Below are 21,199 nucleotides of genomic sequence, written 5' to 3' on the forward strand. Positions count from 1 at the left end.
GGCTGCCCGGGTGCGGTGCCTCATCGGGCCGCTCCTCGGCAGGCACCCGCCGGGGTGCTGGCGACCGAGTCGAGGACGGCTTCCAGCGCGTCCACCTGGCGGCTCAGACCGAAGAGCTCAAGGCGGGCGAGGCAGGCGGAGATCAGTTCCGCGTGTCGGCGGGTGCCGGCGATCTTCTTCAGGTCAGTGATCTTGCGGACCACGTGGCCGCCCGACCGGACTACCAGCTCGTCGGGTACGAACCGCTCGACGTGCCGGATGCCGGACGGGGCCAGCGGCAGGCAGCCGGCCAGCACGGCCTCGAAGATCCGCTGCGTCATCTGGCCCGCCGCGGCGTACCGCTCGGGCAGCAGCAGGACGGTGGTCAGTGCGTCACCGTACAGGTTGGCGACTTCTGTGAAAGGGACCCGTCCGAGAAAGGTGACGTGCGGCCAGCGACCGGTCTGGGACCACTTGCCGCCGACCCGGTGCTCGAAGCAGGAGGCGGCCGGGGCGAAGAAGCGGTCGAAGGCTTCGTTGCGGTCGTACTGGTTGCCCACGTAGGCCAGCGGCACCTCGCGGGGCTTCATCGCCAGGGTGTTCGGATCGGCCTGGGCGAGCAACTCCTCGTCGACGGGGAACAGGAGCGTGTGGGCGCCCGGGGTGGGTTCCAGGGCGGCCTCGCACACCGCGACCGTGGAGCAGCGTCGCCAGATGCTGTCCGGTCGCAGCTGGCGGTCCTTGTCCCAGATCACCGTGGGCACGCGACGGTGCGTGGTGTAGTGCAGCAGCAGCTCGGACTGGCGGTGCAGATCACAGGTGTGACTCGAGGTTCCGCAGATGGTCGTGTTGCGCCCTTCGATGGGCCAGCGCCACTCGAGGAACAGGACGTCGATGTCGGGGAACCCGGCGTCGAAGGTGTAACGGCTGCCGACGGCGTCGCCGGCTTCGAACCGGTCGCGGTCGGCCTGCAGGAAGAGGATGTCGTGGCCGCGCGCGAGGAGGGCATCGATCAGGGGACGGCGGTGGCTGCGGCCTCCGTCGGGGGTGTCGGTGATGCCGTTGCCGAGGAAGCCCCAGAAGCTGTATCCGATCTTCATTTAGTGATCCACCGGCCTTCCAGGAGCAGCGCGTCCAGCCCGGAAGTCGCGAGGCAGTCGAGTGCCATCTCCGGAGTCCCGCAGATGGGCTTGCCCCTGACGTTGAGCGACGTATTGATCAGTACGGGGACGCCGGTGCGGCGCCCGAACGCCTGGAGAACGTCGTGCATGAAGAGGTTCTGCTGCGCGGTGACGGTCTGGAGCCGGGACGTTCCATTGGCGTGGACCACAGCGGGGATCTGCTCGCGGGCCTTGGCGGTTACCTGGGAGGCCATCGACATGTACGGGGCGTCCTGGCCGAGAGTGAAGAACTCCCCGGCCCTCTCGGCGAGGGCGATAGGGGCGAACGGGCGGAACGACTCCCGGAATTTCACCGTGGCGTTGAGCCGTTCCACGACGCCGTTTTCCAGAGGTGAGGCGAGGATCGACCGGTTTCCCAAGGCACGGGGGCCGGCCTCGACGCGTCCCTGGAACAGACCGACGATCATCCCCTGGGCCAGCTGGTCCGCGAGAAATTCCGCGGCCTCTCCGCCCAGCATCTTCTGCTTCAGCCCCGGCCGCCGGGTCAGGTCCAGGTGCGGCTGTGGGTAGGACGGCCCGAGGTAGCAGGCGCGAGCGACCCCTTCGAGAGGCTGCCGGCTTCCGGTGTCCGCGTGCACGGCGATCGCGGCGCCGATCGCCGTGCCGGCGTCGCCCGGTGCGGGCGGGACGAAGACTTCATCGAAGATCCCTTCCTCGACGATCCGCCCGATGCTGACGCAGTTCGTGGCCACGCCTCCGCCCACGCACAGCCTCCGCGACCCGGTGACCCGGTGAGCGCGGCGGGCCAGGTGGCGCATGACCTGCTCGGTGCGTTCCTGGAGCGCTGCGGCGAGGTCCTGGTGGACCTGCTGGGGCGGCTCCTCTGGGTTTCGCGGTGGGCAGGTGTCGGTGGTGAAGAGGGGCGAGATCCGGGGGTAGCCGGAGTGGAGGGCCCGTGGGGGAAAGTAGGCCGGGTCCACGACGAAGCCGGTGGCGGTGGTGCGGAGCGCGCGGGCGAAGACGGGCCGGAACCGGGCGGCGTCGCCGAGGGCCGCGAGCGCCATCACGGTGCCCTCCTCGTCGCCGCGTCGCCAGCCGAGATGTTCGGTGACGGCCCCGTACACGTAGCCGAGGGAGGCTGGGTCTCGGATCTCCTCCAGGGAGCGGATGCATGGGCGTTCGGCATAGTGGCCGTGGGCGACGGTGGTGGTCTGCCGTTCTCCGAGGCTGTCCATGACGAGGACGGCCGCCTCGTGCCATCCCGAGGCCGCGAAGGCGATCAGCTGGTGGGCGCGGTGATGCAGTACGGGGACGACCCGCGCGCGGGGGAACTCCCGCCGCAGGTATTGGAGGCGGCGCTGGGTGCGTACGGCGACCTTGGCGAACCCGGTGGCGCGTGGCAGGGCCCGCGAACGAGTTGCACTCGACAGCAGCAGCCGCGCCGAGGCGGGGACCTCGGCCAGGTAGCGGGCGGGCTGGAAGTTGTACGCGACGGCGTCCACATCGGTCGGCGCGAGGCCGGCCCGGCCGAGGAGCCAGGCGATGGCGTGGTGGGGGTATTCCCGCGTGTGCTTCTGCCCGGAGAGGCGTTCCTCTTCGACGAAGCCGACCAGCTTGCCGTGCACCAAGAGGGCTGCGGCCGAGTCGTGCGTGAAGGAGCACAGGCCGAGGATGACGCCGGGTACCTGATCCATCGCGGTCTTACCTTTCCGCCGCGGACGGGACGGAGACGCTGGCGCGGCGGTTCAGCTCGCCGTACCAGTGGATCAGCGCCTCGCCGAGCGGTCCCTCGACGGTCGTTGCGGTGTGCTGTGCCTCCCGGCGCGCCCCGTGCTTCCACAGGCGGTAGCTGCGCATCGTCGTGGCCATGGCGTCCCAGGTGGGATGCCCGATCTCGTCTCCGGCTTCGACGCGGCTGAGCAGTTTGTCGAAGCCCTCCCATGGGGTGACGAGGGTGGGCATGACCTGGCTCGCGTTGACGTCGGTCAGGCCGTCGGCCTGCTCGAGGTCGTGCTCGTAGATGTGCAGGGAGCCGACCTGGTGGTGGTACTCCCCGAGTTCGGCGCCCAGCCATCCGGCAACCAGCTCGTGCAACATGGTGTAGAAGAACAGGTCGTACGGCATGCCGGTCCACACGTCCTGACCGCGCATGCTCGTCGTCATGTGCAGGCGGCCGGCGCGCAGGTGGAAGCGGAAGCCGAGGGTGCACGGGACGTCCTTGTGGCCGGCGGCATCCCGTGCCGGGTCGTAGAGCTGGATCAGGGCCCGGCGGGAATCGGGGTCGTCCTTGAGAATCTCGACGACCCTCTGGAGCTGGTCGATCCTCCCGGCCCAGTTCCGCATCCGGGGCCCGTACGCGCCCTTGAGAACGCCGTCGTCGGCGTAGCGGCGCAGACGTCCGTTGAACTCGTGGATCCACGGAGCATCGGTTCCGGACAGGTACCAGACCGTCTCCGCCACGGCGAAGGCCGGGTTGATGATCCGGGCCGGCGGAGCGCACAGCAGCCGTGCCCTGGGTTGGGTCAGCTGCATGGTGACGTTGAGGACCTCGCGGGTCGCCATCCCACGAGGGCTGACTTTGTCCCCGTTCTTGGCCAATGTCACGGCTCCGACAAAGAGTTCGGCGATGCTGTCGGCGGTCAGATGCGTCATGGTCGCGTCTCCTCACCTTGCGATTCGCCAGGGCCAGCGCCCCGGCACGGTGGTGAACGGGGCTACGCCGGACCGGTCCGAGACCGGTCGACGACGAGGCGGGCGATGTCGCGGGCGCTGGTGCCGCGCCAGTGGCACACCGCGTCGGTGGCCCTGCGTGATCCCTGCGACTGGGAGGGCGTGCTCAGCGCGTTGGCGATGTCGTCCGCCGAGCTGCAGCGCTGGGCCAGGCCATGGTCGGCGAGGCCCAACGTCCGCCCACCGGGATGAGCAAGTTCGAGAACGGGCACACCCAGCAGCACGGCCTCGATGCCGCAGGTGGAGTAGGCGCTCAGGACCGCGTCGGCGCCGGCCAGGCACCCGCGGGCGCCGATCCCTGGATTGGCGGTCGCCACCGGCGGCCTGCTTGCCCTTTCGAGGAAGAGGTCGAAGGAGCCGGCGCTCTGCGCAGGGTGGGGCGCGATGACCAGGCCCCAATCTCCCCCGGCCTTCCGCATGCCCTCCAGGACGAGGTCCCCCTGGGCGCGGAGAAGGTCGGGGCCGAAGGGCTGGCAGGCCCACACCGCGATCTTCTCCGGTCGGCGGCCCGCGCGGGCGGACAGAAGGTCGTCGAGGTAGCGGCGCTGCCGCTCTTGATCGAGGCCAGCGAGGGCATCGAACCGCGGCTGCCCCAGGGCGTGGACCTCGGCGTCCGGGTGCCGTGCCCAGGCCCTCGCGGTCGCGACGTCCCGTTCGCCCATGACGACGATGTGACGGCTGTGCAGGGCCGGCCACGCCACCGATTGCGGGGTCCAGGCTCCGTGCTGGACGTAGACCGCCGTGATGCCGTTCCGCTCGGCAGCATGAACCGCGAGCGCGCCCAGCGGGCTGGTGTCGTTGCAGAGCAGGACGGTGTGCGGCCGAGTGGACGCGAACACGCCGTCCAGCCAGGTCTCGGCGCGGAGCACCGCGCGCCACGACGGCTGGCTGCTGCCGCAGCTCGTCTCGACGACGGAGGCAGCGAGGCGCTCCAGCCGGTCCAGTCGCACGGCCAGCTCGCGGACGCGGATCGTCTTGTCGTCGTCGCCAGGGTCCTCGTCTGTGGAGGCGGGGCCGGAGACCGTACCGGCGGGGGAGAGGAGGTCGGCTGGCGCCGGGCACAGGTGGATGGACGGGGCCGTCGGCTCCGGGCATCGGTCCGCGGAGTTCGTGGCCAGATCGACCAGGACACTGCGGTGGCCGTCGCGGGCCAGTTTATCCAGGACCGGCAGGATGGTCTCGGCGTGACGGGATGACCACGACAGAGCTACGACTACGGACTGCGGCAGCGCTGGCAGTATGGGGCGGGGTACAGGCGAAGCCTCCGCGGGGGAGACCGTGAGCTGCCCGAGCTGAGCCGCCCGCATCGGATCGCCGGCAACCGGCGCGCCCAGGAGGTAGGCGGTGCCGGACCAGCTGACGGTGTAGAGGCGGTACTCACGGGAGCTTGTCTCACGCGTCCCGATCAATGCTTCGCCCGCAGCGGGGATGATGCAGCCGGGGTTTTGTGCGAACGGCTCCCACGAGCTCAGGGCGAGCAGCTTGCGGACAAGTTGACCGACGAGGCGGCGCACAGGGACGTGCTGCACGTGCAGCCATGAGGCCCCGCCGGGGGTCAAAGCCCGCTGGCCGCTGTGCGCCTCCAGCTTGGCCATCACGGCCTGGACGTGGGAGTCCAACTCTTGCCGATCGATGGGCACATCTTCGAGATCCGTCGTGGCGATCCACGCCGTCGTCCGCTGGTCCGGCAGGGCGTCTTCCGTGACGAGCGCCCACCAGCACGCCCTGTCCGCCCCCACCCGGGCGAGCAAGAGCGGGCCTATGCCGACCGGGCTCACAGCAGACTCCCTTCGAGGAAGGGCCCGGAGTGCCGGCCCTCATCGAGGAAGTGCAGGAGATCCTCCGGAGCGCGCGCGACCGGAGGGACCGGGGCACCGGGAGATCCATAGCCCCATTCCGCGTGGACGTAGGCGATGCCAGCCCGGCGCGCGGCTTCATGGTCGACCGCCATGTCGCCGACGAAGGTGGCTTGCGCCGGATCAGCACAGAGATCGACGAGTGCCAGCAGCAGGGGATCGGGGGCCGGCTTGCTGCGGCCAGGACCGCCAGCTGCGCGAACCGAGCCGAACGGGCACCCGAGCCGCGCCAGCAGCGGGGCCGCACGATCCAGCGGCTTGGACGTGACGACACCGAGCAGCCACCCGCGAGCGATGAGGGCATGGAGCACTCCCTCCACGCCTTCGAACGGCCGAGCCAGATGGGCGACGGCCTTCGACGCTTCCGAGTACGTCCGATGCACCGCCTCGGCGTCAGCCACGGCCAGGCGCCTCATGATGTCGTTGAACGGGCGGCCCAAATGCTGCTCGTACTGTTCGAACGGCACATCGATGTGGTGGCGCTGCTGGACCGCGCGCCACGCCTTCTGCATCACCGGTCGTGTGTCGAGCAGGACTCCATCGAGGTCCAGGAGCAGCGAGCGCTGTCCGCTGCGGCGCGCCGGATCAGTGTGAGGAAGCTGTATCGCGGGGCGGGGTGTCGAGGGCATGTTCTGCTCCCTGGAGTCCGGGGTGGAAGTGCCGTGGTTCGAAAGGGCGTGGTGAGCCTTCGGATGCCGGCGAAGCGCAGCGTGGGCGATCACTCCTCAGCCGGAAGGTCGGGCACGCTGGCCGGCGGTGGGCTCGGGAGGGCGTTGTGGTGGTGTTCGAGCCGGACGAGCTGCCCGAGCAGCCCCAGCGTGGCGACGATGCCGACCCCGTACGTCCACTTGCACACGGTGCCGACGGGGTCGTACCAGACGAGGCGGCGTCGAGGCTGTGCGCGGCCCCTCATGACGCGGCTGCCGGGTAGGGCTGCTCGAAGCCCGGCTCGGCGAGCGCGAGAGCGAGGAGGTCGCGACAGATGTGAGCGAGCTCTTGGGCGTACACGCAGCGCACGACCGCGGGCCCGGTCTTCGGTTCGTTGTTCAGCCTGTCTCGCACGGATGCGGCCATGAAGCGGATCTGGTCGTCCTGGCCGTACCGGGCCCAGTCCTTGGTCTCGATCTCGGGCAGGAGCAGCTGGATGTGGCCGCGCAGGCGCAGCAGCAGGTGATCGACTGTGGCGGCCAGCGGCAGCCTGCCGAGGGTTACGCGGACCGTGCTCATGATGTTGTCGACGTCGATGGGGTAGTCGATTTGCCTGGACTGGGGAGCGCCCCGGCGAGTAGCGTGCGGTCGGCGACCAGCGGCCGTCTTGAGAGTTCTCACGACGCGACCACCCGCCCGGATGCGGCCGGCCTCGCGGCGGATCGCGAGGCGGGCGCGAAGCCGCGGGGGAGGGGGAAGCGGGGTTCGCCGAGGACGCGCCAGCACAGGCGGTTGCCGGTGAAGGATTCGCGGGCGTGGAGCCAGCGCTGGTTGTCGATCAGGTAGCCCTGGCCGGCGTCCAGCGGGAGCCGGACCTGGTAAGTGATGAGCGCGCTTCGGAGATCCGGCAGGTAGCTCTGCACGGTGGGGCTGAAGCGGGCGAGGCCGTCGAGCCTGAGCCGTACGGATACGCGGTCGTCGGGATGCTCGGTGAACACCTGTGTCGCATGGCCGTCTCCGCCGCCGAAGAACGCCGTGCGCTCCTTGCTCAGCGCGACGATGGCTTCGCGGCGGCGTGCTGCGATGTCCGCGTAGACCGCTCGGCCGTCGGTGAGCAGACAGTCGCCGCCGGAGTGGGCGGGCGTGCCGCAGACCAGCAGCATGAGCCGAGGCGGCTCGGGGACGCCGGAGCGCTCGGTGTGCGGGGTGAGTTCGCCGTTGCCGAAACCCCCGTATCCGGCAAGGTGTGTGTGGCGGCGGGTGTCGCGGAGGGTGGTGAGCCCGTCGGGGTCGCTGTCGCGGTGAGGGGTGATGTTCATGATCCGGGAGGCGAACTCGCGGACGATGGTGCGGGAGGTGAAGCCGCTGAGTGTGATCATCCCGGTGTCGCGTAACCGCTCGCGGACCATCTCTTCGGCCCGCGACGCCTGAACGTCGACGTAGTGGGCCGTGTACGGCTTCGCCTCGCGCATCAGTGCGCTCCTCTCTTCCGGGACGGTGCGGCCAGGGTCGACTCGGACCAGTGGCGTGGTACAGCGACGGATTGTCGACTCGGACAATTCACATATCGAGACGGAGGGTTGTCGGGCGCGTGCTATGTTCCGCACGCCCCAAGGACCGGCGACGTACGAAGGACAGCGATGACCTACACGCCCCCGACCTGGCCCGTTTCCGTCAAGGCCGTTGCCCTCGACGTCCACCAGCGCGTGCTGCTGCTCAAGAACGAACGCGCGGAGTGGGAGCTGCCCGGCGGCCGCCTCGAGCACGACGACGACAGTCCGGAGACGACGGTCGAGCGGGAGCTGCTGGAGGAGACCGGCTGGGAGGTGAAGACCGGGCCGCTCATCGACGGCGGCGTGTGGATCTACGAGCCGATCCCCGGCCGACGTGTGCTGATCGTGACGTACGGCTGCACGGTGCTCACCCCGCATCGCGAGCCGGTCGTCAGCCATGAGCACAAGAGCATCGGCCTCTTCACGGCCGACGAGGTCCCGGACCTGAACATGCCCGACGGCTATAAGCGTGCCATCGCCACCTGGTACGGACAGCGGCAGCGCTGACCGGCCGTCGGGAGGCGTGACGTGATGCCGCCGGCGCCCCGCCCCGCCGCCCGCCATGTGCTCTGGCACTGGGCGACCCCGCAGGCCGAGGCCGTCCTCGCCAGCCGCGAACTCGGCACGATCCTGCGTTTCCACAGGGCCATGCACCGGCTCAACCAGACCGAGCTCGGCGAGGCCCTGGGCTACGACAAGACGTACGTCTCGGCCCTGGAGCTCGGCAAACGCTCGCTGGACGACGTCGGCTCCCGCCGTCGCGTCGCGGAACGCCTCGGCCTGCCGCCGCACGTCCTCGGCGTGACCGACGCCGCCGACACCGACCACCGGGCCATGGTGCAGTTCGGGGAGTCGACCGTCCGGCTCGCCGAGATCGCCCGCCAGTCCGGCCACGCCTCCGAAGCCGTCGCCGAGCTCTGGCCGCTCGTCGCCCGCCTGGAAGCCCGTGTCGAGGACGGGCACAGCGAACGTGACGTCGTACGGCTCCTCGCCCGCGCCCGCCTGGGCATCGGAGTCGCCCTCGGCAACGTGCTCCCCGAGGAGCGCCTGGCGACCGCGGCCCGCTGGACCGCCCGCAGCCTGGAAGCGGCCCGCCACCTCGGCGACGACCCCGCCCTGCTCTCCGGCATCCTGCGCATGCACGGCAACGAACTGCGCAAGGCCCGTCTCACCGGCGCCGCTGTCGAACGCCTGCGCCACGCAGCCGCCATCGCGCCCACTCCCGACGACCGCGCCGCCGTCCTGCCGCTCCTGGCCCGCGCCGCCGGAGCCATCGGAGACCGGAACCTGTTCGACACGGTGATACGCGAGACCGACAGCCTTCTCGACCGGGCCGCGCACACCTCGCTGTTCAACCCCTACTCGCTCCACGAGATCCGCCTGCGCGGACTCCTGGCCACGGGCCGCGCGCCGGCGGCGATACGGCTCGTCGAGGAACGGCCGGCGCTCACGACCAGGGTGGCGCCGCAGTGGCGGGTGATCGAGCTGGTCACCGTCGCCCAGGTCCGTCTCATCGGCGGGGACCGGGCGGGGGCGGCCGAGGCCCTGGACGTGGCGGTGAGCGAAGCGGTGGTGCAGCGGCTGCCGCACCAGCTGCAGCGCATGATGCGTGCCGCCGGCTTGCGGCTGCCGGACATCCGGGCCGCCGCGGGTGAGGCGCTGGACCGGATGCGACACGAGATGGCCGCGTAGGGCCGCGGCCGCGAGCCCGCTCACTGGGTCTGCCCAGGACCGAGATCGGGGAACGGGACCGCGCGGGCGAGGTCGTAGTAGACCTCGAAGTCGTGGGCGGGCCAGGTCGTCGCATCGCCGTGCGCTTTCCGGTAACGGGCCCCGACGGGGGATTCGGCGGGGCTCTCGAGCTTCTGGTCCGGGTGGGCGGGTCCGGACATGGCCGTGCCAGGAAAAACGGGCATGGGGAGGCTCCAGCCTGAGCGATCTGCGCGTTGTGTACGGGGGATGGAAAGCGTTGCCCAAAACCGGGAAGAATCATGGTCGTTGGGCTGTCCGCCTGGGCACGGATACTGCACTTCGCCGCCAAGGCTGTGAAAGCAGCTGATGCGTACGGTCCCCGGGTGTACGCATCAACGGTGTGAACGATTGAGGAGACGCGATGCCGCAGCCGCCGAAGCCACTGAACCCGACAGGATCGGTCAGAGAACGGTTCGGTGCCCACCTTCGCCACTGGCGCATGGTCCGGGGCCTGTCGCAGACCCAGCTCGGCGACATGGTCCACGTCAGCGGCAACCAGATCGGCAAGATCGAAAAGGGTGAGCGGACATGCCGGTTACCGCTGGCCCGCCTTCTCGACGCCGCCCTCGACACGGGCGGAATCCTGGAGTGGATGTGCGCCTTCGTCGAAGCCGAAGCGGACAGCGGCCGGCCTGATGCGTACAAGACCAAGGGCGGGACAGACTCTGGCCGTATAGGTGTTCCCGAGGCGGTCATGCTGTCACTCGACGATGACACGCTCAGTGACAACTGGAGTGACGTGCGACGCCGTTCCTTCCTCACCGCTGGAGGCGCGACCGCGATAGCGGCCTCTCCCTTCTCCCACCTGCTCGCCCCCACCGAGCCCGCGCAGCTCCCGGCCGTCGTACGCCTCCAGGACATCGAGCAGATCCAGGACGCCGCGAACGTGGTCTCCGGCTGGGACAACGCCTACGGCGGAGGCGGCATCGTCCGCCAAGTGGCCACGGCACAGCTGAAGTGGGCCTCCGCCCTCCTGGAGTGCCGCTGCCCGGAGAAGATCCGGCCGCAGCTGTTCGCTGCCGCCGCGCGGCTCGGCATGGTCGTCGGCGCCACCGACTTCGACGCGTACGCCCACGACGACGCTCGCCGCGTGTTCGCCTTCGCCGCCGCCTGCGCCGAGGAAGCCGGGGAATGGCACCTGCGCGCGAAGATCTACAGCTTCCGAGCCCGGCAGGCCATCTGGCTCGGCGACGGAGACACCGGCCTGACCCACGCCGAGCTCGGCCTCGCCCGCTCCGACCGGCTGACCGCCACCGAGCACGCCATGCTCCACACCGCCCGGGCCCGCGCCTACGCCAAGCTCGGCGACACCGAAGCCGCGCTCAAAGCCATCGGCCAAGCCGACGACGCCTTCGCCCGCCGCGACCCCGCCGCCGACCCTCCGTGGATGGCCTACTACGACGAAGCCCAGCACCAGGGCGACACCGGCCACGCGTTGTACGACCTGGCCCTCGCAGGCCATCACCAGCCGGCGGCCGTGGAGCGCTTCGACACTGCGGTGAGGCTCCACACCGATGCCTACGTGCGGTCACGGGCAATGTCGCGGACGAAGCTCGCCGCCCTGCACATGGCCGTCGGGGATCCGCGTGAGGCCGTTGCTGTGGGAGCGCTGGCCCTTGAGGATGTCGGGCAGATGCGCTCCCGGCGTGCCGCGGACGGGCTGCGCGAACTCGCGTCCCTTGGATACTGGCACCGCGCCATCCCGGAGGTTACGGAGCTTCGTGAGCGCGTCAAGGAGACGATCAACGCGTGAGCACCGTGGGCGCACAGTCCCGCGGTGTCCTCAGAGCCGCCTGCCGCCAGGTCGGACTCCCTGATGAAGGGGCCCAGCCGATACGAATCGCCGGCAATGCGATCTGGCGGCTCCCAGGTGGGATCGTCGCCCGCATCGGTCGCCCCGACGGCCGGGAGATCGCGGAACGAGAACTGGCCGTGGCTCGCTGGCTCACCGATAGCGGCGTTCGCACCGTCCGTCCGGCGATCGCCGACGGCCCCGTCCTCGTCGACGGCCGGCCGGTGACGTTCTGGGACGAGCTCGCGCCTCATCGGCCGGGGACCGCCGCCGATGTTGCCCGGCTGCTGAAGCAGATGCATCAGCTCACCCCGCCGGCCTCCCTCACCCTGCCGCCGCTCGAACCCCTCACCAAGCCCACGCGCCGCATCGCCGAGGCCGGCCTCCTCACCACCGATGACCGCCGCTGGCTCCAGGACCACGTCGGCCAGCTCGCCGCGGACTTCGCCGGCCTCCCGGCCGGCCTCCCGGCCGGCCTGCCGCTGTGCGCTCTGCACGGCGACGCCTGGGACGGAAACGTCGCCGTCGACGCCGACGGCACCGCCTACCTCCTCGACCTGGAGAACACCTGCTACGGGCCACCGGAATGGGACCTCGTCTCCACCGCGGTGAAGCACCTCACGACCGCCACCGTCACGGCAGCCGCATACGAGGACTTCTGCTCGACCTACGGCATGGACGTCACCTCATGGCCCGGGTATCCGGTCCTGGCGGGTATCCGGGAACTGCGCATGGTCACCTTCGCCCTCCAGATCGCCGACGAGCACCCACACGCCCGTGCCGAAGCCCAACACCGCGTCGACTGCCTGCGTGGCCGCAAGGGCCCACGCCCGTGGACGTGGACAGCTGTACCTTGAACCTACCCATGCCTGCAGCGCGCGCAGGACGTGACAGATTCTTCCGGCGGAGTGGGATGGCAAGGCTTGGACGGGGGCGATCAACACGCCGCCTCGACGACGACCTCGCCACCCGACGGCTGGACTTCGGACGAACCGGGAGATGGGCATCCGGTCCCAACTTCCATGTGCCAGGCCTTCTCGACCGCGTCTCTCACCCTCCGAAACTGATCAACTACCCTTTGTGGCGCATGGCTGTCCGTTAGGCTCGCAGCGGTGAATCAGGACACCAGCGCGTCGGCCCGGAACACTTAGAACCTCTATCGGAATGAGGCCCGAGTAATGCGGTGGTGGCGCAGGTGCTGGGCCTCGCATCATGAGCTGTGACAGTGATGGGTGCGGCAGAGCAGAGGTGGTTCGGTGGATCTGATCCATCTTTCGGACGGCGACAACAGCTTCCGCGTCCGGGTCCGCAGACGGCGGAACCAGTGCACATGGGTGAACGCACACTCGACAGCCCAACGTTGAACACCCAGTCCGGAGCCGTGCTCGGTGCCCACGACGTCGGGACCGCCCAGGGTGAGGCTGGCTGCTGATTCTTCCGCCGGCCCGCCGGGGCGGGTTTTCACCGCGCGCTTACCTCGCGCGGTGCGGGCGCTGGCCGGAGGGTTCCTAGCGTGGAGGCAGAGAGTCGGAACCGGGGTGGTGTTCCGGCCGCCCCGCACCGGCCGTGGAGGTGTCTGCCATGCGTCGTTCCCTCGCTGCCGCTGCAGCCGTTCTGGCCCTGGTCGCCGGAGCCGGGGCGGCCTGTTCTTCCTCGTCGTCTCCTTCGCACCCGCCCGCCTCGCCCTCGCAGACGCAGAAGCCCTCAGACGTCAATCCACCCGGTGACATACCCGACACCCAGGCGTTCGTGCCCTGGTCGTCCCCGGACGGCGCCTTCACGGTGAAGGTGCCGGAGGGCTGGTCGCGGATGTCGCAGGGGGTGGCGACGGTGTTCACCGACAAGTTCAACAGCGTGCGCGTCGAGCACGTCCCCGCCGCGACGGCTCCGACCGCGGACTCCGTACGTACCAGGGACCTCCCCGCGATCCAGGCCGGCAGCAGGCACTTCTCTCTCGTCTCGGTGACCGAGGTGCAGCGCAAGGGCGGCAAGGCGGTACTCGCCGAGTACCGCGCGGACTCGGCGCCCGACCAGGTGACCGGCAAGAGCGTCCCGCTGGACGTGCAGCGGTTCGTCTTCTTCTCGCCCGCCAAGGGCGAGGCCGTGCTGACGCTGTCCGGCGGTGTGGGGGCCGACAACGCCGACCCCTGGCGGACCATCACCGATTCCTTCCGGTGGACGTGATGACCGCGTCCGTGACCCCCGTGCTCAGCTCCCGTTCCCTGTACCGGTTCTTCCGGGCGGGAGAGGAGGAGACCTGCGCGCTGCAGGGGGTGGGGCTGGACGTGGGCGCAGGTGAGACCGTGGCGGTGACGGGGCCCTCCGGGTCGGGGAAGACCACGTTGCTCAACTGCCTGGCCGGCCTCGACGAGCCCGACGGCGGTGCCGTGACCGTGGCCGGCGAGCGGCTCAGCCACCGGCCCGAGCGCGAGCGGGGCCGCATCCGGGCACAGCACATAGGGATCGTGTTCCAGTCGGGCAATCTGCTCGAACACCTCACCGTGCGGGACAACGTCGCGCTCGTCCAGAGCCTGGTGCCCGCCCGGCCCCGGGTGCCGCCGCAGGTGCTGCTGGAACGGACAGGGATCGCGCACCGCGCGGGTGCTCTGCCGCGCCAGTTGTCCGGAGGGGAGGCAGCCCGCGCCGGGCTCGCCGTCGCCCTCGCCAACACGCCCGGTGTGCTGCTCGCCGACGAGCCGACCGGCGAGGTGGACGGGGAGACCGAGCGGCGGCTGCTGGCCCTGCTGCGCGAGCGTGCCGAGGAGGGAACGGCGGTCGTGGTGGTCACCCACAGCAGGGCCGTTGCGGCGGTCGCCGACCGGGTGCTGCGGCTGCGGGACGGGCGGTGGACGTGATGGGCGCCGTGACCCCCGACGGCAGCCTGCCGCTCGTCCGCTGCGAGGACGCGGCGCGCACCTACGGCCGCGGGCCGGGCGCCGTCGTGGCCGTGCACGGTCTCACCTGCGCGGTGCCGCCCGGTGCCCGCGTCTGCGTGGTGGGACCGTCGGGCTCGGGCAAGTCCACCCTGCTGCACCTGATGGCGGGCCTGGACCGGCCTACGACGGGCCGGGTGAGTCACCCGGGGCTCGGCGGGGAGAGTGCGGAGGGACTCGCCCGGCACATCGGCGTCGTCTTCCAGGGCCCGAGTCTGCTGCCCCCGCTCACCGCCGCCGAGAACGTCGCGCTCCCGCTGCGGATCGACGGTGTGCCGGAGGACGAGGTCGCCTCCCGTACGGGGGCGGCCCTGGTGCGCCTGGGCCTGGAGTCGCTGGCCGGACGGCTGCCGGACGAGTTGTCGGCCGGACAGGCCCAGCGGGTCGCGGTGGCCCGGGTACTGGCGCGCGGGCCCGCCCTCGTGCTCGCCGACGAGCCGACCGGCCAGCTGGACCGCGCCACGGGCCGTCAGGTGCTGGCGGTGCTGCTGACCGCCGCCGCGGAGCTGGGGGCGGCGGTCCTGGTGACGACCCACGACCCGCTCGTGGCCCGCGCCCTGGACATCCGCTGGTACATGGCCGACGGGCGTCTGGTCCAACCGGGGGGCCGGACGGATACCCGGGCCGGGACCCGGCCGGGGACCGGGCAGGAGAGGGGAGGGGACCGGCGGTGATCGGGATCTGGCTGGCCGGCCTGCTGCGCCGCCGTGGCGGACGGCTCCTCGGCGTCGCGGCCGGTGTGGCCATGGCCGTGGCGCTCCTGGCCGCGCTCGGCGGCTTCCTGGCGGCGACGCGGGCGACGATGACCGAGCAGTCCGTCCGCGGCGTCACGGTGGACTGGCAGGTGCAGACGGTGAGCGGCGCCGACCCCCGGGCCGTGCTGGCCACCGTGCGGAACACCCCCGGCACCCGGGCGGCGCTGCCCGTCGGATACGCCGACACCAGCGGACTGACCGCCACCGCCGGGGGCACCTCCCAGGCCACCGGCCCCGGTGTGGTCCTGGGCCTTCCGGCCGGATACGGCTCGGTCTTCCCCGGCGAGCTCCGGGTGCTGGCCGGGCGCGGCGACGGCGTGCTGCTGGCCCAGCAGACCGCCGCCAACCTCCACGCCGGCCCGGGCGACACCGTCGCCATCGGGCGCACGGGACTGATACCGGTGAAGGTCCGGGTGGACGGCGTGGTGGACCTGCCGCACGCCGACTCGCTCTTCCAGAAGGTGGGCGCGCCGCCGCAGTCGCAGCCGTCGGCACCACCGGACAACGTCGTGCTGCTGCCCGAGGCCCGGTGGCACTCCGTCTTCGGCCCACAGGCCAGCAACCGCCCCGATCTCGTCCACGACCAGATCCACGTACGGCGCAGTCACGCGCTGCCGCACGACCCGGCGTCCGCCTACGTGGCGGCGACCGGCAGCGCCCGCAACGCTGAGGCACGGCTCGCGGGCACCGCGGTCGTCGGCGACAACCTGGGCGCGGTGCTGGACGCGGCCCGCTCCGACGCCTTGTACGCCCAGATGCTCTTCCTCTTCCTGGGCGTTCCCGGTGCGGTTCTGGCCGGCGCGCTCACGGCGGCGGTGGCCGGCGCCGGAGCGGCCCGGCGGCGCCGGGAGCAGTCCCTGCTGCGGGCGCGCGGTGCCCCGGCGGGGCGGATCCTTGGGCTGGCGGCCGTGGAGGCCGTGGTCGTGGCGGCCGTCGGCGGGGCGGCGGGGCTGGGCGTCGCGGCGCTGCTGGACCGGGTGGCCTTCGGCACGACGGGCACGTTCTCCGCCGGATGGGCGGTGGCCGCGCTCGTGGTGGGGGCGGCCGTCTCGGGCGCCACCGTCCTGGTGCCCGCCCGCCGGGACCTCAAGGCTTCCACCGTCGTCGCCGGGCGCACGGCCGTGGAGCGCCGGCCCGTGCCGCGCGCCGCGTGGTGGCCGCTGGCCGCCGGGTTGCTGCTGGGGTCGCTCGCGGTGTTCCGGATCACCAGCCGTACGAATTACGCCCTGGTCCTCGCCCCCGAGGGCGCCCCCACCCTGTCGGTGGACTACTGGGCGTTCGCCGGGCCCGCGCTGCTGTGGACGGGCGGAGCGCTGCTGGCCTGGCTGGTGGCGGACCTCGTGTTGCGGCGCGGCCGGCCGGTGCTGGCCCGGCTGCTGCGGCCGGTGGCAGGGCCCCTGTCCGGGACGGTGGCGGCGAGCCTGTCGCGGCAGCGCGGCGCGGTGCTGCGGGGGGTGGTGCTGCTGGCGCTGGCGACCGCGTTCGCCGCCTCGACCGCCGTGTTCAACTCCACGTACCGGCAGCAGGCCGAGGTGGACGCGGTTCTCTCCAACGGTGCCGACGTCACCGTCACCGAGTCCCCGGGCACCACGTCGGGCCCGGCGGACGCGGCACGGGTGGCGGCGCTGCCGGGCGTGCGACGGGTCGAACCGTTGCAGCACCGCTTCGCCTACGTCGGCCCGGACCTGCAGGACCTGTACGGGGTACGGCCGTCCACCGTCGTGACGGCGGGCCGGCTCCAGGACGCCTACTTCGCCGGCGGCACGGCGCGGCAGTTGATGGACCACCTGGCCAGCCGACCCGACGGCCTGCTCGTCAGCGCCGAGACGGCGAAGGACTTCCAGCTCAGCCCCGGCGACCAGGTGAGCCTGCGCCTGCAGGACAGCCGCACCCACCGGCTGCGTTCCGTCGTCTTCCACTTCGCGGGCGTTGTCAAGGAGTTCCCGACCGCTCCCAAGGACAGCTTCCTGGTGGCCAACGCCTCCTATGTCGTCCGGCAGACCGGGGACAGCGCGGCCGGCACCCTGCTCGTCGACACCGGGGGCACCGGCCAGCAGGCCGTGGCCCGGCGCGTCCGGGCGGCGCTCGGCCCCGCCACGCACGTCGCCGACCTGCCGTCGGCCCGGACGGTGACCGGCTCCAGCCTGACCGCCGTGGACCTGAGCGGCCTCACCCGCGTCGAACTCGGCTTCGCCTTGGCCATCGGGGCGGCGGCGGGCGGTCTCGTCCTCGCCCTGGGCCTGGCCGAGCGGAGGCGCACTCTGGCACTGGCCTCCGTGCTGGGCGCCCGGGGGCGGCAGCTCTCCGGATTCGTGTGGAGCGAGGCGGCCCTGGTCGCCGTGGCGGGCGCGGCCGGCGGCACCGTGCTGGGCTGGGCGCTGTCCGAGATGCTGGTCAAGGTGCTCTCCGGCGTCTTCGACCCGCCCCCGGCCGCCCTCGCCGTGCCGTGGGGCTACCTCGGCGCCCTGGCCGCGGCCGTCGCGGCGGCCCTGGCGGTGGCCGCCTGGACGGCGGTACGGCACGCCCGGCGGCCACCGCTCACGGAGCTCCGGGAGCTGTGACCCGAGCTGCGCCTCCGAAAACAGGCGCTCACGGCTCCCCTCCTTCTCGCCCGCCGGCGATCAGCCAGGTGAAACGAGGGTGCGGCGACCTCCTCGACACCCTCAGCCGCCCACCCTCGGCCTCCACCAGGGAACGGGCGAGCGCGAGCCCGATCCCGTGCCCGCCGTCGTGCCTCCGCCGGGCGAAGACGTCCTCGTCACCGGGCAGGCCCGGGCCCTCGTCCTCCACGTCCACCGCCACCACCCCGGCGGCGTCCCTGGCCCGGACGGTCACCACGCCCCGGCCGTGGACCGCGGCGTTGGACAGCAGCACGTCCAGCACCTGCCGGGCAGCGCGCGGCGAGCCGACCGCCTCGGGCAGCCCTTCCTCGACGAGGACCCGCAGCGGCCGGCCGGCGGCCGCCAGTTCGCCGTGCCAGCGCCGTTCGGCCTCGGCGAGCAGCGAGCCCAGGTCCAGGGGCGCGCGCTCGGGCAGGTCCCGGGCGAGGGAGAGCAGATCACCCAGCGTGGTCTCCATGGCGGTGAGTGAGCCGAGGGCGGAGCGCATCGCGTCGCGCGGCCCGGGGGCACCGGTGGTCAGCGCGCTCTCCAGCTCCAGCCGCGCTCGGGTCAGTGCGGTGCGCAGCTGATGGGAGGCGTCGGCGCTGAAGGCCCGCTCCCGGCCCAGGAGCCGCTCGACGCGTTCGGCGGCACGGTTGAGGGCGAGGGCGACCTCGTCGGCCTCCGGCAGCCCGCAGGGGGCGGCTCGTGCCGTCAGGTCACCGCCCTCCAGCCGTCGGGCCGTCGCGGCGAGCGCTTCCAGCGGCTGTGCGAGGTGGCGGCTGGACCGCACCGACAGCGCCACCCCGGCACCGACCGCGACCACCGCCAGCCCCGCCATTCCCGCCCAGGTGAGCGCCGCCCGCCGCAACGGCCCGTCGGCCGGCGAACCGGCCCGCACCACCGCCCGGACCCGCTCCCCGGAACCCACCGGAACCGCCGTCACCAGCCAGTCGCCCAGCTGCCGTGCCGGAGTCCCGCCGGCCAGGGCGTCGCGCACGGGACCGTCGCCGTGGGCCGGCCCGGAACCGGTGACGAGGCGGGCCCCCTCGTCGTACACGGCGACCCGGGTGCCGGGATCGGCGCTCGGCACCTCCATGGGATCCCGGGTGTCGTGCACGTCGGCCGGCACCCCGACCGCCGTCCGCTCGGCGAGTTCCTGCAACGCGCGGAACTCGTCCTGCCGGTACAGCCTGAACACCGCCACCGCGAGGGGAACGGAGAACAGTGTCACCGCGCACACCACGGCGACGGTGATCGCCCGGAGGACGCGGCGCCGCACGGTCAGTGCTCCGGCGGCGGTTCGAGCCGGTAACCGAAGTGCCGCAGCGTCGTGATCCGCGCCCGGTCGCCGAGCTTGCGGCGCAGCGCGGCCACGTGGACGTCCAGGGTCTTGGTGGGGCCGAACCAGTGCTCGTCCCACACATCACTCATCAAGTCCTCCCGGCTCACGGCCTGGCCGGCGGAGGCGGCCAGCCGGGCGAGGAGGTCGAACTCCTTCGGCCGCAGCTCCACCTCGCCCGCCGCGGTGAGACAACGCCGGGCGGCGCGGTCGATCAGCAGGTCGCCGTGGCGGATCCGTACGGCGCCACCCGCCCCGCCGGGTGCGGCACGCCGCAGATGGGCCGCGATCCGTGCCTGAAGCTCTGCGAGCCGGAAGGGTTTGGTCAGGTAGTCGTCCGCCCCCGCCTCCAGGGCCTCCACGACGTCCATCTCCCCGGTCCGGGCCGTCAGCACCACGAGCACCGCACCGGGAAGCAGCTCCCTCAGGCGTCGGCACAACTCGAACCCGTCGGCGTCCGGCAGCCCCAGATCCAGCAGTACCAGCTCGGCGGGCTCCCGGGAGGCACGGGCGAGCGCCGCCGCACCGTCGGGGCACCACTCGCTCTCGTACCCCTGGGCGCGCAGCATCGAGGCGAGTCTGTCTCCGATGGTGTCGTCGTCCTCGACGATCACAACGCGTGCCACGTCTTTCACGCTAGCCGCGAGAAGGCGGCTGCTCGACCTGCACACCCCGTACGGCCCCGTATGACCCGCGTCGACGTGCTCAGCCCTTGAGGCCCCGGAAGTGGACCGGGACTTCCGGGACCTCATGCGTCATACGACGGGCGGGCGTCAGACGCCCGCCGCGGTGACGACGGCGTCGGTGGCGAAGCCGAGCACCAGGCCCAGCAGGACACACCAGGTCGTCAGCTCCTTCATGGCGGCCTTGCGCGCGACAGCCAGCAGCTCGATGACCACGTAGAGGATCGAACCGGCGGCCAGGCCCAGGAAGGCCACGGAGAGGGTCTCGCTGACCAGGTGCTGGCCCAGCAGCGTGCCGGCGAAGGTGGGCCCGCCGCCGATCAGGCCGAGCCAGAGCAGGGTGAGCCAGGACGGGCGTTCTCCCTCGGCGGCCAGCGGAGCGACGATGCCGAAGCCTTCGGTGGCGTTGTGCAGGCCGAAGCCGATGATGAGCAGTACGGCGAGGGAGATCTCTCCCTTCGCGGCGGAATTGCCGATGGCCAGGCCCTCGGCGAAGTTGTGCAGGCCGATGCCGGTGGCGATCATCAGCGCGAGTTCGCCGGCCTGCGAACGTGCAGCCCGGGTGGGCTCCTCGGCGACCGCGGCCCCGGGGCCGTCCGGGCGAGGCGTGGCCGCGGCGCGGCGGCGCGCGGTCCAGGCGTCGTAGCTGACCAGGCCGGCCAGACCGGTGGTGAGGCCGAGGACGAGCACGAAGCCGTTGGAGGCGACGGCTCCCCAGTGATGCCCGGCGAGCGCGCCGTCGACCGGCTCCCAGGCATGGGTCAGGACATCCCAGACCAGGAAGACCAGAATGCCGATGGCAGTGGCGTTGAGGCCGGCCTTGAGCCGGGGCGTGGGCCGTCGCAGGCGCCCTATGGGCAGGCCGAGGTAGATGGTGAAACCGGCTATGGCGCCGAGCAGGGCGACATGCGAGCTGGACATGGGACTCCGCAGCGGAAGAGGGGAAATCGGGAAGGCGAGGGCCGACATTAAGCCAACTAAGGTTTGCCTAACAACCGCCGGGACGGCTTCTTGGCTGACCCGTTACCTTGCAGGTGGGGGCGATATCACCGCGTTGCCGCGCTGGCAATTCGGCTCTGTTGTTCGAGGGGAGTCTGTTCGCTGGTGGCTTGGTCTCGACGCTCACTGATCGACTGCCGCCCTCGGCACACCATCACCCGTGGACCGGCACCTTCGGCAGGCGCGTAGCCGTCGAAAGCCGAGTTCCCAGTCGGCGCGTACTCGGTCCCGCGGGGGGCGCCCCCGCACAACGGCCTGGCGGCGACCGCGCCGGACAGGGCGACCGAGCACCTGCGGTCGTCCGGCTGGGACTTCTTCCGGGTGAACCGCCGACGACCAGCGGGCCGGCCGTTTGCGGCCGTGCGCGGCAGCTGCCTGAGGCCCTGCCGGGGAGGTCATGGCGGAAGACCCGGTGGGTACCTCCGCCTCCTTCGCCCGCGGGCACCCAGAGCCCGC

The 21,199-nt window shown here is 71.8% G+C and carries 20 protein-coding genes; 8 read left to right on the forward strand and 12 right to left on the reverse strand.

What is annotated here, in order from left to right:
• Positions 1–20: 20 nt before the first annotated feature.
• From IE305_RS02890 to IE305_RS02925, 8 genes are all read right to left on the reverse strand, one after another.
• The gene (locus IE305_RS02890) at positions 21–1,079 is read right to left on the reverse strand and encodes a glycosyltransferase family protein (RefSeq protein ID WP_190127740.1); all 1,059 of its coding nucleotides are present in this window, start codon (positions 1,077–1,079) and stop codon (positions 21–23) included.
• Positions 1,076–2,794, reverse strand: a complete 1,719-nt coding sequence (locus IE305_RS02895; RefSeq protein WP_190127741.1) for a carbamoyltransferase family protein — start codon at positions 2,792–2,794, stop codon at positions 1,076–1,078. Before IE305_RS02895 ends, IE305_RS02890 begins: the two co-directional genes overlap by 4 nt.
• Before the next feature lie 7 nt (positions 2,795–2,801).
• Positions 2,802–3,752, reverse strand: a complete 951-nt coding sequence (locus IE305_RS02900; RefSeq protein ID WP_190127742.1) for a thymidylate synthase — start codon at positions 3,750–3,752, stop codon at positions 2,802–2,804.
• Between the two features lie 62 nt (positions 3,753–3,814).
• Positions 3,815–5,608, reverse strand: a complete 1,794-nt coding sequence (locus IE305_RS02905; RefSeq protein ID WP_190127743.1) for a hypothetical protein — start codon at positions 5,606–5,608, stop codon at positions 3,815–3,817.
• Positions 5,605–6,315, reverse strand: coding sequence for an HAD family hydrolase (locus tag IE305_RS02910; RefSeq protein WP_190127744.1), 711 nt, complete (start codon positions 6,313–6,315; stop codon positions 5,605–5,607). Before IE305_RS02910 ends, IE305_RS02905 begins: the two co-directional genes overlap by 4 nt.
• 89 nt (positions 6,316–6,404) lie before the next feature.
• Complete coding sequence (locus tag IE305_RS02915; protein ID WP_190127745.1) at positions 6,405–6,599, reverse strand: hypothetical protein; 195 nt, start codon at positions 6,597–6,599, stop codon at positions 6,405–6,407.
• The gene (locus IE305_RS02920; protein ID WP_190127746.1) at positions 6,596–6,913 is read right to left on the reverse strand and encodes a DUF6415 family natural product biosynthesis protein; all 318 of its coding nucleotides are present in this window, start codon (positions 6,911–6,913) and stop codon (positions 6,596–6,598) included. The genes IE305_RS02915 and IE305_RS02920 overlap by 4 nt, the downstream gene beginning before the upstream one ends.
• Before the next feature lie 98 nt (positions 6,914–7,011).
• Positions 7,012–7,806, reverse strand: a complete 795-nt coding sequence (locus IE305_RS02925; protein ID WP_190127747.1) for a TauD/TfdA family dioxygenase — start codon at positions 7,804–7,806, stop codon at positions 7,012–7,014.
• A 168-nt stretch (positions 7,807–7,974) separates the two neighbouring features.
• On the opposite strand from IE305_RS02925, the gene IE305_RS02930 reads away from it, so the two are divergent.
• Together IE305_RS02930 and IE305_RS32780 are read left to right on the forward strand one after the other, a co-directional pair.
• A complete protein-coding gene (locus tag IE305_RS02930; protein ID WP_190127748.1) occupies positions 7,975–8,394 on the forward strand; it encodes an NUDIX hydrolase in 420 nt (139 codons plus the stop codon).
• Positions 8,395–8,418: 24 nt separating this feature from the next.
• Positions 8,419–9,579, forward strand: coding sequence for a helix-turn-helix domain-containing protein (locus tag IE305_RS32780; protein WP_229890456.1), 1,161 nt, complete (start codon positions 8,419–8,421; stop codon positions 9,577–9,579).
• Between the two features lie 20 nt (positions 9,580–9,599).
• Here the strand turns inward: IE305_RS32780 and IE305_RS02940 are convergent, their stop codons facing one another.
• Positions 9,600–9,803, reverse strand: coding sequence for a hypothetical protein (locus IE305_RS02940; protein WP_190127749.1), 204 nt, complete (start codon positions 9,801–9,803; stop codon positions 9,600–9,602).
• Positions 9,804–10,000: 197 nt separating this feature from the next.
• Here IE305_RS02940 and IE305_RS02945 point away from each other — a divergent pair, with 197 nt between their 5' ends.
• The 6 genes from IE305_RS02945 to IE305_RS02970 all read left to right on the forward strand — a co-directional run bounded on the left by IE305_RS02945 (position 10,001) and on the right by IE305_RS02970 (position 17,680).
• A complete protein-coding gene (locus IE305_RS02945; RefSeq protein ID WP_190127750.1) occupies positions 10,001–11,392 on the forward strand; it encodes a helix-turn-helix transcriptional regulator in 1,392 nt (463 codons plus the stop codon).
• Positions 11,389–12,288, forward strand: a complete 900-nt coding sequence (locus IE305_RS02950) for a phosphotransferase enzyme family protein (RefSeq protein ID WP_190127751.1) — start codon at positions 11,389–11,391, stop codon at positions 12,286–12,288. The genes IE305_RS02945 and IE305_RS02950 overlap by 4 nt, the downstream gene beginning before the upstream one ends.
• A 724-nt stretch (positions 12,289–13,012) precedes the next feature.
• Positions 13,013–13,615, forward strand: a complete 603-nt coding sequence (locus IE305_RS02955; protein ID WP_190127752.1) for a hypothetical protein — start codon at positions 13,013–13,015, stop codon at positions 13,613–13,615.
• A complete protein-coding gene (locus IE305_RS02960; RefSeq protein WP_190127753.1) occupies positions 13,615–14,286 on the forward strand; it encodes an ABC transporter ATP-binding protein in 672 nt (223 codons plus the stop codon). The genes IE305_RS02955 and IE305_RS02960 overlap by 1 nt, the downstream gene beginning before the upstream one ends.
• Positions 14,286–15,038, forward strand: coding sequence for an ABC transporter ATP-binding protein (locus tag IE305_RS02965; RefSeq protein WP_190127754.1), 753 nt, complete (start codon positions 14,286–14,288; stop codon positions 15,036–15,038). Before IE305_RS02960 ends, IE305_RS02965 begins: the two co-directional genes overlap by 1 nt.
• On the forward strand, positions 15,035–17,680 hold the full coding sequence (locus IE305_RS02970) for an FtsX-like permease family protein (RefSeq protein WP_190127755.1): 2,646 nt from the start codon (positions 15,035–15,037) through the stop codon (positions 17,678–17,680). Before IE305_RS02965 ends, IE305_RS02970 begins: the two co-directional genes overlap by 4 nt.
• A gap of 28 nt (positions 17,681–17,708) precedes the next feature.
• Here the strand turns inward: IE305_RS02970 and IE305_RS02975 are convergent, their stop codons facing one another.
• From IE305_RS02975 to IE305_RS02985, 3 genes are all read right to left on the reverse strand, one after another.
• Positions 17,709–19,001, reverse strand: coding sequence for a sensor histidine kinase (locus IE305_RS02975; protein ID WP_190127756.1), 1,293 nt, complete (start codon positions 18,999–19,001; stop codon positions 17,709–17,711).
• A 2-nt stretch (positions 19,002–19,003) separates the two neighbouring features.
• Positions 19,004–19,687: a response regulator transcription factor gene (locus IE305_RS02980; RefSeq protein WP_190127757.1), complete on the reverse strand. Its 684-nt coding sequence runs from the start codon at positions 19,685–19,687 to the stop codon at positions 19,004–19,006.
• A 147-nt stretch (positions 19,688–19,834) separates the two neighbouring features.
• Positions 19,835–20,665, reverse strand: a complete 831-nt coding sequence (locus tag IE305_RS02985; protein WP_190127758.1) for a ZIP family metal transporter — start codon at positions 20,663–20,665, stop codon at positions 19,835–19,837.
• Between the last annotated feature and the right edge of the window lie 534 nt (positions 20,666–21,199).

The organism is Streptomyces mashuensis, from assembly GCF_014654785.1.
Lineage (GTDB): Bacteria > Actinomycetota > Actinomycetes > Streptomycetales > Streptomycetaceae > Streptomyces > Streptomyces mashuensis.